The organism is Streptomyces sp. DH24, assembly GCF_029813775.1.
Taxonomy (GTDB): Bacteria; Actinomycetota; Actinomycetes; order Streptomycetales; family Streptomycetaceae; genus Streptomyces.
Genome location: NZ_JARVKW010000043.1, coordinates 39,937 through 55,458, shown reverse-complemented (window position 1 = coordinate 55,458; position 15,522 = coordinate 39,937). Strand labels below are relative to the sequence as shown.

Below are 15,522 nucleotides of genomic sequence, written 5' to 3'. Positions count from 1 at the left end.
GCCGGGCCCTGCGGCCCGGCCCACCCGCCTTGCTGCGCAAGGCGGGTGACGCTCCGTCCGCTGCGCTCCCGGAGCGGAGCGGGGCGTTGCCCCGCGCGGTGGCCTCCACTGTGCTCCGGCCACATGTGACGCTCTGCGTCACATGGTGAGACCGCGCTTTGCGCGGTCTCACCGCCGGCCTGCGGCCTGAGTAGCGGTAGGAGGGGGTGTGGAAGGGGGCCGCTCGCTCTCTAGGTGACGGTGTGTCAGAGGCTGTGGGTCCATCAGCCTGGGGTGTACCGCACCCCGGGCTGCGGTGTGCATCAAAATGATGTGCGGATCGGAACTGGATCTGGTGAGCCCCACCGATCCGGCCGACCGCCCCGGCAGGAGCCCGGCGGGATCGTCACCAGGACGACCGTGGCCCCCACCCCCGGGCACACGCGGCACCATTCAGTACCAAACCAGCGCCCCAAGTTCAGCGACCCGCCAACCCACCCACCCCTACCAGGCACAACCCAGCACTGAAAACCAGAAACCGACCACCACCAGGACGACCTTGTCCCAGTCCTGGCGGGCGGCATAGCGGAAGGAGTTCCGCAGCAGGTGCACCACGCAGGTCTGCACGATCGCGCGGGCCAGATCGTCTCCACGGCCTCGGGCAGAACCTTCAAGCCGTCGCAGACCAGCATCAGCACATCGTTCACGCCGCGGTTCTTGCAGTGAGGATGTGCAATGCAGTGAGGATGTACATCCAGTGCTTGGCGCCCTCACCACCGTCCCCGACCCACAACCCCACGATCTCGCGCCGGCCCATGGTAATGACGGCCAGAGCCACACAGATGGGCCAGTCGGCGACCGCACCGTCACAGATCTTCACGTGGAAGGCGTCGATGAAGAAGACCGGACAGACAACATCGAGGGATCGACTCTGCCACCCGGCCATCCCCTCAAGGACCTTGTCGGCGATGGCGGAGATGATCTGGCGGGAAACCTCGACACCATAGACCTCGACCAGGCGGGCCTGCACCCCACCGGTAGTCAAACCTCTCACGACCAGCAAGATGACCATCTCATCCACGCCGCTCAGACATTTCTACCGCTCCTTGACGATCTTCAGTTCAAAGGAGCCGTCACGGTCGCGGGACACAGTCATCTCCACCGAGCCGACGTCAGCCAGCACCGTCCTGGAGCATTTGCCGTTGCGGGAGTTGCCGCCGTTCCTGCCAGCCACATCGCGCCTGCCACAGCCGAGATGGTCGATGATCTCGCCCACCAGGACGGACTCCAGCAGGCGCTTGGCCAGCTGCTGCAGCAGCCCGCCCCCACCAATCAAATACAAACCCTCAACCCAGGCACACCCCACCAACCCGCCAATCAACCACCCCCCCCCCCACAACAAAAAAACACACCAAACACCCCACAACCCCAACAAAAAGCGTGTAGGTCGAGGTCATCCGTCGGTGCCAGTGTCCGCAGGCCGCCGGAGGGGTCGTGGGGATCCTTAGCGCGTCCGGCCGGAGTGGTTCGGTGATCACGTCGGGGTGGGGTGTGAGGGGCAAGGGTTGTTAGGCGGTGGGGTATTTCGTTGCCCAGGCTGTGAGGAGGCGTTGGTAGGCCTGGCGGCGTGGGGGGCGGGGGGTGGAGCGGCCGGATTCCCAGTTTTTTACCGTTTGGGGGGTGGCCTGGAGGATTTGGGCCAGGCGGGCCTGGGTCAGTCCGGCTGCCTGGCGGAGGCGGGAGCGTTCTGCGGGGGGCGGCAGTTGGGGTTCGCCTTCCTCCAGTAGTGCTTCGACCGCCGCGAGCAGTTCTTCCTCGGTCGCCATGGTCAGCCGTCACCTCCGGGTTTGTTTGAGTCTAGCGGGTGATTTTAGCTTTCAGTTTGGGGTTGGGCTTGCCTTTGGTTTTTACCTTGAAACTCTCTACTCACTCTCTAATAAGAGGCGCTATCATTTGACTATGGCTCTCAAGAATCGTTGGTTAGCGCTGGTCGGTCTGACGATCAGCATCCTTGTCATCGGCTTCGACCTGACGATCCTGAACGTCGCCCTGCCGACCATGGCCGCCGACATCGGCGCCGACACGGGCGAGTTGCAGTGGATCGTCGACTCGTACGCCGTCGTCTACGCCGCCGCCATGCTCCCGGCGGGTCTTCTCGGTGACCGGTTCGGGCGGCGCAAGCTGCTGGTCACCGGGCTTGTGATCTTCCTGGCCGGCTCCGTCCTCGGAGCGGTCGTGGATACGCCGGGTCCGGTCATCGCCGCCCGTACGATCATGGGCGTCGGCGCAGCGCTGATCATGCCGCTCACGCTGTCCGTCATCCCGACCCTCTTCAAGGGCAAGGAGCAGACCAAGGCGATCGCGGTCATCACCGTGGGCATGTCGGTCGGTATGCCGCTCGGGCCGCTGGTCAGCGGCTGGCTGCTCGACCACTTCTGGTGGGGCTCGGTCTTCGTCTTCAACATCCCGCTGGTCGCCATCGGCATCGTCGCCTGCCTCCTGTTGATTCCCGAGACCCGCGACGCGTCGGCCCCCTCCATCGACATGCTGAGCACGGTGCTGGGCATCCTCGGTCTGGGCGCGCTGATCTACGGTGTGATCGAGGCTCCCGCCGAGGGCTGGGGCGACCCCGTCATCATCGGCTCGATGGTCGCCGGTGTGCTGATGCTCGTCGGTCTGGTCATGCGCGAGCGGCGTCAGAGTCACCCCATGGTCGACCTGGAGCTGCTGAAGAACCCCGCCTACCGGTGGAACACGATCATCGCCACGCTGGCCATGTTCGTCTTCATGGGCCTGATGTTCGTCCTGCCGCAGTACCTCCAGGCCGTGCAGGGGCACGACGCCTTCGGCACCGGTCTGCGGCTGATGCCGCTCATGGCCGGCACCATCATCGTGGCCCGCGCCGTGCCGCCGCTGACCGCTCGCTTCGGTACCCGGCCGCTGGTCGTCGCCGGCGTGGCCCTGATGGGCCTGGCGATGCTCCTCGGCAGCACCACGGAGGCCGACACCGGCTACGGCTTCACCGCGCTGTGGATGACCCTCACCGGTCTGGGCATCGGCTTCGTCCTGGTGCCGGCCCTCGACAGCGCCCTGGCCTCGCTGCCCAGGGGCCGTGAGGGCACCGGCTCCGGCCTGATGACCACCATCCGGCAGGTCGGCGGCGCCTTCGGTATCGCGCTGCTGGGCAGCATGCTCAACGGCTCGTTCACGGACAAGCTCGACACCACGGGCGTACCGGAGCAGGCGGCCGAGGCGGCCAAGGAGTCCGTGGTGGCCGCGCAGACGGTCGCCGCGAAGCTGGACCTCCCGCAGCTGGCACAGTCCGCCGAGTCCTCCTTCGTCCACGGCATGGGTGTGGTGCTCCTGGTCTGCGGTATCGCCGGACTCGCCACCGCCGTCCTCAGCGCCTTCGTCCTGCCGAACGACCGCAAGGAGAAGGAGACGCAGGAAGCAGGTGAGCAGCCCCTGGCCGAGTCTCTGTCCGGGCCGGCCGGCGGTGTCCGACAATGAGTCCCATGCCCTCAGCCACATCCAACGCACCGTCGTCCGAGTCGCCCACAGCCGCCGAGTCCGGTCTGGGTCTGCGTGAGCTCAAGAAACTGCGCACACGTCAGGCGATCCGGGAGGCAGCGCACCGGCTGATCGACGACCGGGGGTACGACAACACCACCATCGAGCAGATCGCCGCGGCGGCCGAGGTCTCACCGAGCACCGTCTTCCGGTACTTCCCCAGCAAGGAACACATCGTCCTCACGGACGACTACGCCACCTCCAGCATCGAGTTCCTCCGCGCCCGCCCCGCGGACGAACCGCCGCTGGTCGCCCTGCGGGAAGCGATGACCGCGATGGTGCGCGCCCTCTCCGAAGAACTCGGCGAGGAATACCGGTGGCGGCGGAAACTGGTGCGTGAGGTGCCCGCAGTCCGGGCGCTGATGCGCGAGAACCAGGACAGGATGGTCGCGGCCGCGAGCGGGGTGCTCGCCGAGCGGACCGGACGGCCGGAGACCGACCTCGAACTCCGCGTCCTCGTGGGCGCCGTGACCGGCAGTCTCCATCAGGTGCTGTGGGGCGACCACAGTCAGGAGGCCACACTGCCGGAAATGATCGAACGGGCTCTGGCAGTGCTGGAACGGGGTCTGACGCTGTAGGGACGGGGCAGGGCCTCCCGGTGACTCGTCGGTGATCCGACGGTGTGCCGGGAGGCCCTGGCTCGTGGGTCCGGGGCCGGAGGGTAACGAGGCTGGTTAGTGGGGGACTTGTGTCCCTGCCTCGTCGTGCTTGGTCTGGAGCAGCTGTCGGCCCGACAGGTGCAGGTACGGGCCGAGGTGCCGGCCTCTGGGCCAGGATCACGGTGCGGTCAGGGTGGCGTGGCGATCGGATGGGCCTACTCAGCGGCTCCGGGGCCTTTCGGCCGGCGCTGTGGCTGCACACGGCGCAGATCAGGTAGTCGCAGGCGAGTGAGCCGCCGGCCGCCACGAGCGCTTCGGTGTTCTCGGCCGTGCTGTCTCCCGCGTTGCACGAGGCCTTTTGCAGGCGGGTCAGACCGGCAAGAGAACAGCTGTGTTTCGTGCTGAGCAATATCGGCGATGACACCGCCTGACCGCTCCCTGCACTCTGGTCTGTGAACGCGCTCCGCGGGAGCGGAAGAAATCTTCACGCGACTCGCGAGTGCCAGCCAAGTCGGAACTGGGGAAGGTCTCGCATGTCGTCCACTCTGTTCGGGTTTCCTGACGATTTCGACGTCATCGTCATCGGCGGCGGGCCCGCCGGTGCGACCGCCGCGGGGCTTCTCGCCAAGCGCGGACACCGTGTTCTGGTACTCGACCGGGAACGATTCCCGCGCTATCACATCGGAGAATCCCTGATTCCCGGCGTCATGGTGCCGATGGAGGAGCTCGGTCTCACCGAACGCATGGAAGCCAAGGGATTCGAGCGCAAGTACGGCGGCACTCTGGTCTGGGGCAACAACGAGGTCCCGTGGAATTTCTCGTTCACCACGGGCGGACGCATCCCGTACGCCTTCCACACCCGCCGTGCCGACCTGGACGCGCTGATACTCGACCGGGCTCGCGAGCTGGGCGCCGTCGTCGTGGAGGACGCCACGGTGAAGGACACCATCGAGGAGGACGGCCGTGTCGTCGGCGTCCGCTACGCCCTGCGCGGCCTCAACGGCAGCCAGGAGGCCAGGGCGCGCCTGGTGATCGACGCCTCGGGTCAGGCTCGTGCGATCGGCCGTAAGTACACCGAGGTCAACTGGAACGAGCAGCTGCGCAACGTCGCGGTGTGGACGTACTTCGACAACTGCCACCGCCTGCCGGGCGACGAGTGGAGCAACATCCTCATCGAGGGCACGCGGGACGGCTGGTTCTGGGGCATTCCGATCGACAAGGGCGTCTTCAGCGTCGGTTACGTGACGCGTTCGGAGCTCGCGAGCGAGTCCGACAAGTCCCTCGAGGACCTGTTCAAGTCCGAGATGAAGACCACCACCAAACTCAAGGAACTCCTCAAGGACGCCACCCAGGCCGCGGGTTACCGTTCAGCGCGCGACTGGTCCTACACGCAGGACCGTTTCCACGGGAACGGCTGGGTGCTCGTCGGTGACGCCGCTGCGTTCGTCGACCCGCTGTTCTCGACAGGTGTCGCGCTGGCCACCCTCGCTGCCAGCACGCTGTCCAAGGTCGTCGACAAGATCCTGCAGCACCCGGAAATCGAAGAGAAGGCACTCGACCGGTACTCCAACGCGTACCAGGAATTCTTCCACGACATCCGTCAGTTCGTGGAAGGCTTCTACGACCGGTCGAAGACCAAGGGCTTCTACTTCAACATGGCCCAGGACGTGATCGACCCGGACAAGAAGAACGACGCGGAAGTCGACTTCGTCAAGCTGGTGTCCGGGCTCAGCGGGCGGTCCGGCGGACTGTTCGAACTCGAGCTCGACGACCTGGTCGCCGACGCCACACCACCGGCCACGGCCGGCTGACAGCAGCGACCGTCCGGGCCAACCGGCCACGGCCCGCTGACAGCAGCGACCGTCCAGGCCAACGATGCGGCAGCCTCCGGGAACACCGGAGGCTGCCGCACTGCTCGGGCGTGGTGCTTGCCGTACCGCTTGTCGTGCGCGTTCGTGGTCAGCGGTTTTCGGGGGCGACCAGGCCCGATGCGTAGGCGAGGCCGACCAGATGGACGCGGCCGCGGGCGCGCAGTTTCGACTTGGCCCGGTCGATGTGGGACTTCACCGTGAGCGGACTGATCACCATGCGGTCGGCGATCTGACTGGTGGACAGGCCTCGCGCGACCAGAGCGACGGCCTCGCGTTCGCGGTCGGTCAGCGCTCCCAGACCCGGCGCGGTAGGCAGAGAGAGCGGCCGCGCGACAAGCCGGTTGATCAGCTTGCGGGTGACGGACGGGGCGAGCAGAGCATCACCGCGGGCGACGACACGCAGAGCGTGCAGAAGGTCGGCGGGAGCGACATCATTGATCAAAAGCCCGGCCGCGCCCGCCCTCAGCGCCTCGAAGACGTGTACATCCGAGCCATCCGAGCCGCCGGCGGTCAGCACGACGACACGGGTACGGGCCAGGGCCGGATCCCCGGTGATACGCCGGATCGCTTCGATACCGTCGACCACCGGCAGTCGGATGTCGGTGAGGACAATGTCCGGCAGATACCGGCGGACCAGCTCCAGGACCTGGCGCCCGTCGGCGGCTTCGGCAACGACTTCGATGTCGTCCTCGGCGTCGAGAAGGACACGCAGACCGCTGCGCAGCAGGGGCTGGCCGTCGGCCAGCAGGACACGGATCACGACAGCCGGTCCACGGGCGGCGCGGCCGGTGCGGTGAGGCCGTCGGGCGGGGTGTGTGCGGTCATGCCGCCTCGCCCTCCCCGCCGGGCTCCCTCTGGTCGATCACCCAGCGGACGGTATGGACACGTCCGTCGAAAATGCCGAACGCCAAGGCGCCGAGGATCGTGCCGTCGCGGTCGCGGAAGACCGCGCCGGGGCCGCCGTCCACGTCCTGCGGGCGCATGGTGACACCGATACGGAGCAGTGCGGGGACGATCGCCGCCAGAACCCGGGCCACGTGGTCCGCTCCGACGACGTAGCCCGGCCAGGGCAAGACCGTGCCGCCACCGCCACCGCCACCGCTGAGCACCGGCACCGAGGCGACCAGCTGACAACAAGCCGTGACCGAGCAGCCCACGGCCGCCGCGATCCGGGCAGGGCCGCATCCGAAAAACTCCTGGAGTACGAAGACGGCACGTTCCAGCGGGGAAAGGCGTTCCATCAGCAGGACAGCCGCTGTCGACAGCGACTGGGCCAGGTCCGGGGGTCGTTCGGGGTCCTGGCCGAGGTCACCCGGCAGCGGCTCGCAGGGCCACGGGCCGGGGTGGCTGTCCCGCCGCAGACGGGCACTGCGCAATACGTCCGCCGAGACACGGATGACTTCGGCCGACAGATACTCCTGAGCCGAGACAGGGACCGCGGGAGCGGACTCGTAGCGCAGCCAGGTCTCCTCGACGGCGTCCTGCGCATCGCTGACACTGCCGAGGATCCGGCAGGCAAGGGAAAGCAGCAGAGACCGCGACTGCTCGAACTCTTCGATCCGGCTCACGCAAGCCCCTCCTTGAACACGACGGACAGCGCCCCTCCCGCTCGCCGGGGCCGCCGCGCTCGTCGTCGTTCACGCAACGAGAAGGCCCCTGCGTCAGTGACATGAGGGAGTGAAGGGCGTTGGGACGAGACCGCCGGCAGGGCACCAACCGACGCGCCCGCCCGCCCGACGGGGGGGGGGATGGACGGGCGGGCGCGACGCCTGCAGAGCCACCCTAGAGGCGGCGTCCTGGCACATCCCCGGTGCGCCAGAGACCTTCGAGCACGACGGGAGCCGTCGTCGAGTTCAGGCAGCCGTGCCGAAGTCACACGCATCCTGCTGCCCGTAGTAGCCGGCATAGACCGCGAGGAAGACGGCCAGTCCCCGTACTCCGTCACCGCCCGGTTCCAGGCCGGTGACGGGGACGGACCGGCCAAGGCCCGCCGACAGCGCACTGTGGGCACGCAGCGCGTCAGCGGCCAGCTCGCCGAACGACCCGCGGCCGGGACCGGGACCGGGGCAGGCCATCGACAGGGCCTCACTCCAGGCCCGCGACACCAACTCGGCGCGGCACGTGTGCCGTTGGAGGTGGGCAGCAGCACTCATCGGCTTCATCTCCCGTCAGTCGGGGTGTCTCCTGCTCCAGAGATAGAAAGTGCCCGGCCGCCGCCCTCGCCGTCAGGCCCGGCCCACGGCCCCACCCGCCCGTTGCTGGGCGCCACCCGTCCGCCGCCCGCCGCCCAGCAACGGGCAGCGCCGCCAACGGCTACGGCTACGGCAACGGCAACGGCAACGGGTCAGTCCCCAACGTCACCGTTGACATGCCGCTGGATGAACTCGTGGGCCAGGTCACCGAACCGCGCACCGAACACCACAGACCTCTCGACCGTCTCCCTGAACGCGACACCCGCCCACACACGGCTCTGGGCACAGTCGCCAACGAAATCGGTCCACGTCTCCCAGCTCAGCTTGAGATCACCGGCCGGGACAAGCCCCGGCTCCGTCTGCGCAGAGCCGGCGGGGAAGGCATGCGTCCAGTCCAGGACATCGTCACCGAGCACCCGCCGGGCCGCCTGCGCCTGAGCCGAGCAGAGCGTAGTGAACGCGGACGGATACTCCGGATGGTTCCCAGCAGGCAGGTAACTGCTCCACTCGTCGGCAGGGATATCGGTGACGGTGCCCTTGCCGGGGCCGCCCCAGGCGGTCACGGGGGTGCTGCCGTACACATGCCGGACCGCACTGAACGGACGCACAGCGTCGTGGGCGTGCTTGTGATGCCAGACGGCGATCAGGTTGTCGAAACGAGCCAGCGACGTCGTGATGAACAACTGCGCCCAACCGTCCAGGTCCAGGTCGTGGGCCAGAGCAGCAGCGCGGGGCGCCCAGGTGAGGGAGACCGGGGAGTGCTCGAAGAACTCCGCCTTGACCTTCTGTTCGTCGGTGAGTGCGGCCGACGCCTTGAGGACGTCGTCCACGGAGCGCTTGTACGTCTCGGCGTCGGTGTGGTCGAGGTGGTCGGGCGGGGCCAGCTCGAACTCGCTGGGATCCTTGAACGTGACGGGCTTGACCAGCCGCAGTTGCGGGGTGGCGAACTGCTGGACGGTGAAGATGCCCTTGTCGCCGGGGCCGCCGCCGACGCGGCGCTGGTGCGGTCCGAGTGCGGGCTGCCAGCGCGAGGGATCGCGCAGTTCGTAGGCGGTGTTCACGGGCGCGTAGCCGGTGTAGTCGGCGTAGGGCCGGCCGTTGTAGACGCGGCCCTTGTCACCGAGATGGTTCATGCCGTCGTGGAGACGGGCCGCGACGACAGCCTTACCCGCGAGGTTACCGATACCGACCGGGGTGGTCGGGTCCTCCGACTCGTCGTCGGGGTTCAGACCGATAGCGGCCATGGCCATCCGCATGACCGGCGCACGCTCCGCGAAAGCAACCTTCACGACCTGATACGAAGCATGCAGGCCGGCGATGTTCTTGTTGCGGTTGGTGGCGGACTCGGCGGCGGGGCGGCGGTCGATGCGGGAGTACACGCCGACCGCGGTCGGGTGGTAGGGCGCCAGCGCGTCGAACCACGACACCTGGAACAGGTAGGTGATCCAGGTGTAGATGGAGGTGTCGCCGGGGGCGATGGCCTCTGCCGGGGGGAAGCCGCCGCCGCCGTTGGTGGTGATCAGGTCACGGATGAAGTTTCCGTTGTCGAAATCGAACTCGATCTTCAGGGCGGCCGGTGCCTCGGCAGAATGGCCGGACGTCGTCATGGGGCATGTCCTTTTCTGGATAACAGGGAGCTACAGTCGTGAACTCCGTCCGGAAACAGCGTGTACCACACCCCCCGGAGGATAACGACCTCCGCTAGAGGCGCGATGGAAAGCCGCTATATTTCCCGGCCAGGACAAATGTCAATGGACAAGATTAGTCAATAACTTGACAGGCTGTGCTCCAGGCGTTGATGCTGCCATAGAGCGGCGAGCAGGGGGCACACTTTTCACGGTGCCGGTGCGGCCCATCCGGACGATTCGCTTCCCATCCGAAGTGCCAATGATCTGCCCCGATTCGCATAGACATTGTGATGGACACTGGAGGACGACGAATGACCGGGACAGAGCAGCTGGAAAGTATTTACTCCGCCATGGAGGAAACAGCTGGGCTGCTGGACATCACTCCCTCTCGCGACACGGTCCGGCCCATCCTGAACGCGTATGCGGAATTCCTTGAGGAGGCCGTGGTCGCTTTCCGGGTGGCGACGCGCGACACGAGCGACCTGGACTGCCGCTTCACGGCGTTCCCGCAGGGCTTCGACCCGTACGCCCGCGCGGTCGAGCGGGGTCTCATCGAGAAGACGGACCACCCCGTCGGGCGTCTGCTGGCGGAGCTCGAGGAGCGCTTCCCGTGTCTGTGCCACGGCGCCGACTTCGGGCTGGTCGGCGGTTTCAAGAAGACGTGGACGTTCCTCCCGGTCAACAACCTGCAGAAGCTGTCCGACCTCGCCGAGTTCCCGTCCATGGCGGGCAGCCTGGCCGAGAACTTCGACTTCTACGCCCGTTACGGCCTGGAAGACAAGCTGAGCATGGTCGGGATCGACTACCCGAGCAGGACGGTCAACGTCTACTTCCTCGGGGCGTCCGCCGAGTGCTACGAGCCGGACACCGTCCGCGCGATGCTGCGCGACATCGGGCTGCCGGAGCCGAGCGAGAAGATGCTCAAGCACGTCAAGCAGTCCGGCGGCATCTACACGACGCTGAGCTGGGACTCCCCCAAGATCCACCGGATCACGTTCGCCTCGCTCCTGCCGGACTTCCGGGACCTGCCGGCGCGTTTCGACGTGGAGCCCAGGATCGAGAAGTTCGCGAAGAACGCGCCGTTCACCTACGACGCCGGCGGCAGGGGCCTCGGTCTCTACAACGTGGCGTCGTACTCCGGCGGGGAGTACTTCAAGCTCCAGACGTACTACCAGATCAGCAAGAGCTCGGTGGAGGGCAAGGCGCTGCTCGGTCCGGGCGCCGCGGCGGCCGCCGGCGCCAAGTAGGCCCGGGACGCGGGCGCGAGGCCTGCCCCCCCCCCGCGAGGCCTGCCCCGCAAACGGAAAAAGAGCCCCGCCCCCCGGTCCGGGGGCGGGGCTCTTGTGGGTGCCGGCGGCGAGGAGGCGTGGTCACACCCGCGGGTCACACCTGTTCGGGTGTGGGGGCCTTGAGCGGCCGGGGCAGGGGCTGCGGCTGGACCTCGTGTTCCAGGCCGCGGCTGCGGGCCCGGAGCACGCGCACGGCCAGGAGGCACAGCCCGACGGGTACGGCGAGGATCACCAGGACGGTGCCCAGGCTCCAGCCCGCGTCGACCATGAGGCCGCCGAGCAGACCGCCGAAGACGGGTCCGAGCTTGCCGACACTGTTGGCCCAGCTGATGCCCGTCGCGCGCGCGGAGGGCGGGTAGGCGACCGCGGCGATCACCTGCAGCGCGGAGTTGGCTCCCGGCAGGCACAGGCCGAGGACGAACGCCCCGGCGAGCAGCGTGACGAACTGCGCGGCCCACAGGGCGGCGGCCACGAGGCCGACGACGGCCAGGGTCCACAGTCCGGCCAGCACCTGGAACCGGTCGAAACGCTTGAGGGCGAAGGACACCGCGAGCTGCCCCAGCAGCCCGCCCCAGCCGAACGCCGCGACAGCCACGCCGGCCTGGGCGGACGTCAGGCCCATCCGCTCGATCAGCATGGGCAGGTAACTGAGGATCAGGGCCACGACCCCGAGACCCACCAGGAAGCACAGCCACAGCAGGACGGTGGTGGACGCGACGCCCCGGGCCAGTACGGCCCTGGACGCGGCCCGGCGGTGCTGCGGCGCCTCGGTGCGGTCCAGGACGACGCCGGACAGGTCCTGGCCCGGGGCGACCGTTGCCAGGGCCTCGCGGAGGTCCGCCACGGGGCGGCCGCGGGCGGCGAGCACGCTCACGGACTCCGGGACGTACCGGATGACCATCGGGATCAGCAGCAGCGGCGCGAGCCCGCACACGGCGAGCAGCGTGGGCCAGCCGAACGCCGGGATGAGGGCCGAGGAGAGGATGCCGCCGAGTGTCGTACCGGCGGTGACGCCGGCGAAGGCCAGCGCGATCATCTGGCCCCGGCGCCGGGCCGGCGTCCAGTCGGCGACCAGGGCCATCATCGTCGGCAGGACGGCACCGAGCCCCAGGCAGGCCACGATCCGCAGGCCGGCGAAGGCGCCGATGCCGTTGGTGAGCGCCATGGCGGCGGTGCCGAGGCTGAAGACGGTGAGGCCGGTGACGGTGACGCCCTTGCGTCCGTAGCGGTCGGCGAGCGGGCCGACGGCCGCACCGCCGACGACCATCGCCAGCACGCTCAGCGTGACGGTGGCGGTGATCGCGTCGTCAGCGGTCCCCCACTGTTTCTCAAGCTTGGGGTAGACGAAGGCCGCTACGATGGCATCGAGGCCTTCGGCGACCATCGTGAGCAGGCCCACGGTGACGATGAGCCACTGGCGGCGGCTCATCGGGTTGCGGTCGATGAACTGTTCTGGACTCACCGGTGCCGGGGCACCCGTGGTCGAGGAATCCGTGGTCACGGACGGACCCTTTCCGTGCGAAGTTACGTTGAAGACGCGCAGACGCGCAGACGCGCAGGCACGCCCGCGCAGACACGCAGCCACGCCCGCGCAGGCACGCGGCGTGCGGACGCGTCAGTGCGTCGGCGTGCGGCTCAGGGGGTCCGCGCGCAAAGGCCGGAGGGCCGCGCGCAAAGGGGTGTTCGCCGGGACGGCGGGACGGCGGGGACGTCAGTCCGCGCAGCGGCGGGCCTGTTTGGCCTCGCGGCTGAGCGCCCAGGCGTCCGCCACCGGGCCCAGGTGGCCGAGCTTGTCGGGGTTGGTCACCGAGCGGACCGTCTGGACCCGGCCGTCGAGTACGTCGAGAGTCCAGGTGTTGAGCACCCGGTGCTCCCGGTCGCGGAAGATCGCGCCGGGCTGGCCGTTGACCTGGCACGGCTCCAGCGTCACGTCCACCCGTGCGAGCAGGGGCAGGAGCGAGGTGAGCAGGCGGGCCACGTTGGCGGCGCCGCTGACGGCCCTGGCGAGCTGCGGGGTCTTGCCGCCGCCGTCCCCGATCATCTGCGCGTCCGCGGCGAGCAGTTCCCGCAGGCCGTCGACGTCGCCCTCGCGCAGGGCGAAGAAGAACCGCTCGGCGAGTTCGTCCCGCTCGCGGCGGTCGGCCTCGTAGCGGGGGCGGCCGGAGGCCATGTGGCGGCGCGCGCGTACGACGAGCTGGCGGCACGCGTTCTCCGAACGGCCCACCGCCGACGCGATCGCCGGGAAGTCGAAGGCGAACACCTCGCGCAGGACGAACACCGCCCGCTCCAGAGGGCTGAGCCGTTCGAGCAGGACCAGGGCCGCCATGGACACCGAGTCGGCCAGCTCGGCGGCGCGCGCGGGATCGTCGTAGGGGTCGCTGAGCAGCGGTTCGGGCAGCCACGGGCCGACGTACTCCTCGCGGCGGACGCGGGCGGAACGCAGCACGTCGATCGAGACGCGGGTCACCACGGCCGAGAGGAAGGACTTGGTCGGCCCCGGCCGGGCCGGGGAGGCTTCGAAGCGCAGCCAGGTCTCCTGGACCGCTTCCTCGGCCTCGCTCACGCTTCCCAGTATCCGGTAGGCGATCGAGAACAGCAGGGGCCGAAACTCTTCGAACTCTTCGATCCGGCTCACCGCAAGCCCTTCCTCGAGCCCGAGCTTGGTTCCAAGCCTCCGGGACGGACAGCAATCTCCCGCCGAGTTCCACCCCGGAGGCCGCGTCGTCCAAGTCCCTGGTTTGCGGCGGGAGTTCGGGCGCGGCTGGAGTGGAAAACGAAGGGAACGACGAAAGCGGCCGGCGCCGTCCGGGGGTGTTCCCCGGGCGGCGCCGGCCGGTGGACCCGTGGGTCCTTCGACGGATGGTCAGGAACGCGCCGGTTCGGCGTCCTGCGACGGCTTCTGGGCGGGCGCCTCGGCCGGCGCGGCCAGCGGGCCGCCGCGCAGCAGCAGTGCGGCGACGACCGCGCCGACGGCGAAGATCGCGGTGCACCACCAGAACACCGTGACGTCGCCGTGGATCGAGGCGAGGCCGAGCTGCTCCGCCGTCGGCTTGCCCTGTACGTGGCTGTCGAGCCAGTCGGTGGCGGCGGTGGCGGCGATCGTGTTGAGCAGGGCGGCACCGACGGCACCGCCGAGCTGCTGGCCGGTGCTGATGACGGCGGAGGCGATGCCCGCCTCCTGCGGTGCCACGCCGAAGGTGCCGGCGCTCAGGGCCGCGCCGTAGATGAGGCCCATGCCGAGGCCGACCAGCACGAGCGGGCCGAGCAGGTGGGTGGCGTAGCCGGAGTCCGCGTCGATGCGGGTGAGCAGGGCCATGCCGATGGCGGTGACGAGCAGACCGCCGGCGATCAGCGGCCGGGGGCCGACCTTGGGCAGCAGCTTGATCGCGCCGACGCTGGTGCCCACGGGGGTGAGCGCGATCATCGGCAGCAGGGCGCAGCCCGACTTGATCGCCGAGTAGCCCAGGTTGGTCTGCATGTAGTAGACGAGGAACAGCAGGATGCCGAACAGGCCGGCGCCGACGAGCAGCACGGTGAAGTAGGCGGCGCCGCGGGTGCGGTCGAGTACGACGCGGGGCGGCAGCAGGGGGTGCGCGGCGCGGGTCTGCCAGGCCGAGAAGGCGATCAGGAGTACGGCGCCGAGGGCGATGAAGCCCCATGTGGAGGCCTCGCCCCAGCCGTTGTGGGCGTTGGAGAAGCCGAGGACGACGGCGAACATGCCGCCGGAGGCGAGCAGTACACCCGGGATGTCCATGCGGACGTCGGCCCTGGGCTGCTTCTGCAGCAGCGCGAGGCCGCCGAAGAGGGCGATGCCGGCGAGGAACAGGTTGATGTACATGCACCAGCGCCAGTTCAGGCCGGAGGTCAGCGCGCCGCCGATGATCAGGCCGAGGCCCGAGCCGCTGGCGACGACGCCGCTGAAGATGCCGAAGGCCTTGGCGCGTTCCTTGGGGTCGGTGAACGTGGTGGTCAGCAGGGCCATGCAGACCGGCGACAGCAGTGCGGCGAAGGCGCCCTGCAGGGCGCGGGCCGTGACCAGCATCTCGAAGTTGGTCGCGGCGCCGCCGATGGCGGAGGCGACCGCGAAGCCGAGCAGGCCGATGAGGAAGGTCTGCTTGCGGCCGATGAGGTCGGACAGCCGCCCGCAGAACAGCATCAGACCGCCGAAGGGCAGCGCGTAGGCGGTGACGACCCACTGCCGGTCGGAGTTGCCGAAGTCCAGTGACTCCTGTGCCGAGGGAAGCGCGACGTTCATGACGGTCAGGTCGAGGCCGATCATGAGGTACGCGGTGCAGATCAGGGCTCCGATCAGCCAGCGCCGCTTCGCGTCCGCGCCCGCCCCCGGGCTCGGCCCAGCCGCGGCGGCTGCGCTCTCTGTTGCCATGATCATCTCC

The 15,522-nt window shown here is 68.7% G+C and carries 11 protein-coding genes and 2 pseudogenes; 4 read left to right on the top strand and 9 right to left on the bottom strand.

What is annotated here, in order from left to right; genetic code table 11:
- Nucleotides 1-534 precede the first annotated feature (534 nt).
- Both QC282_RS27055 and QC282_RS27050 read right to left on the bottom strand, forming a co-directional pair.
- A pseudogene (locus tag QC282_RS27055) lies at nucleotides 535-1,381 on the bottom strand (IS256 family transposase); the annotation flags it as partial.
- A 175-nt stretch (nucleotides 1,382-1,556) separates the two neighbouring features.
- A pseudogene (locus tag QC282_RS27050) lies at nucleotides 1,557-1,805 on the bottom strand (helix-turn-helix domain-containing protein); the annotation flags it as partial.
- A gap of 133 nt (nucleotides 1,806-1,938) precedes the next feature.
- Here QC282_RS27050 and QC282_RS27045 point away from each other — a divergent pair.
- From QC282_RS27045 to QC282_RS27035, 3 genes are all read left to right on the top strand, one after another.
- Nucleotides 1,939-3,489: an MFS transporter gene (locus QC282_RS27045; RefSeq protein ID WP_279552186.1), complete on the top strand. Its 1,551-nt coding sequence runs from the start codon at nucleotides 1,939-1,941 to the stop codon at nucleotides 3,487-3,489.
- Nucleotides 3,486-4,127, top strand: a complete 642-nt coding sequence (locus QC282_RS27040; RefSeq protein ID WP_279552185.1) for a TetR/AcrR family transcriptional regulator — start codon at nucleotides 3,486-3,488, stop codon at nucleotides 4,125-4,127. The genes QC282_RS27045 and QC282_RS27040 overlap by 4 nt, the downstream gene beginning before the upstream one ends.
- A gap of 554 nt (nucleotides 4,128-4,681) precedes the next feature.
- Nucleotides 4,682-5,959 (top strand): NAD(P)/FAD-dependent oxidoreductase, encoded by a 1,278-nt coding sequence (locus tag QC282_RS27035; RefSeq protein ID WP_279552184.1) that lies wholly within the window; start codon nucleotides 4,682-4,684, stop codon nucleotides 5,957-5,959.
- A 148-nt stretch (nucleotides 5,960-6,107) separates the two neighbouring features.
- Here QC282_RS27035 and QC282_RS27030 read toward each other — a convergent pair whose 3' ends face one another.
- The 4 genes from QC282_RS27030 to QC282_RS27015 form a co-directional block, all read right to left on the bottom strand.
- Nucleotides 6,108-6,779, bottom strand: a complete 672-nt coding sequence (locus QC282_RS27030) for a response regulator transcription factor (protein WP_279552183.1) — start codon at nucleotides 6,777-6,779, stop codon at nucleotides 6,108-6,110.
- 61 nt (nucleotides 6,780-6,840) lie between these two features.
- Complete coding sequence (locus tag QC282_RS27025; RefSeq protein ID WP_279552182.1) at nucleotides 6,841-7,587, bottom strand: sigma factor-like helix-turn-helix DNA-binding protein; 747 nt, start codon at nucleotides 7,585-7,587, stop codon at nucleotides 6,841-6,843.
- 285 nt (nucleotides 7,588-7,872) lie between these two features.
- The gene (locus tag QC282_RS27020) at nucleotides 7,873-8,172 is read right to left on the bottom strand and encodes a hypothetical protein (RefSeq protein ID WP_279552181.1); all 300 of its coding nucleotides are present in this window, start codon (nucleotides 8,170-8,172) and stop codon (nucleotides 7,873-7,875) included.
- A gap of 191 nt (nucleotides 8,173-8,363) precedes the next feature.
- Entirely contained in the window at nucleotides 8,364-9,818 is a 1,455-nt protein-coding gene (locus tag QC282_RS27015; RefSeq protein WP_279552180.1) for a DUF6851 domain-containing protein, read from the bottom strand.
- Between the two features lie 311 nt (nucleotides 9,819-10,129).
- Between QC282_RS27015 and QC282_RS27010 the strand changes: the two genes are divergently transcribed.
- Nucleotides 10,130-11,086 carry an aromatic prenyltransferase gene (locus QC282_RS27010; protein WP_336621091.1) on the top strand — a complete coding sequence of 319 codons (957 nt, stop codon included), beginning with the start codon at nucleotides 10,130-10,132 and terminating at the stop codon, nucleotides 11,084-11,086.
- A 136-nt stretch (nucleotides 11,087-11,222) separates the two neighbouring features.
- On the opposite strand, the gene QC282_RS27005 is transcribed toward QC282_RS27010, so the two are convergent.
- From QC282_RS27005 to QC282_RS26995, 3 genes are all read right to left on the bottom strand, one after another.
- Nucleotides 11,223-12,590, bottom strand: a complete 1,368-nt coding sequence (locus QC282_RS27005; protein WP_279552178.1) for an MFS transporter — start codon at nucleotides 12,588-12,590, stop codon at nucleotides 11,223-11,225.
- A 249-nt stretch (nucleotides 12,591-12,839) separates the two neighbouring features.
- Nucleotides 12,840-13,763, bottom strand: coding sequence for an RNA polymerase sigma-70 factor (locus QC282_RS27000; RefSeq protein WP_279552177.1), 924 nt, complete (start codon nucleotides 13,761-13,763; stop codon nucleotides 12,840-12,842).
- Nucleotides 13,764-13,991: 228 nt separating this feature from the next.
- Complete coding sequence (locus tag QC282_RS26995) at nucleotides 13,992-15,512, bottom strand: MFS transporter (RefSeq protein ID WP_279552176.1); 1,521 nt, start codon at nucleotides 15,510-15,512, stop codon at nucleotides 13,992-13,994.
- Nucleotides 15,513-15,522 lie beyond the last annotated feature (10 nt).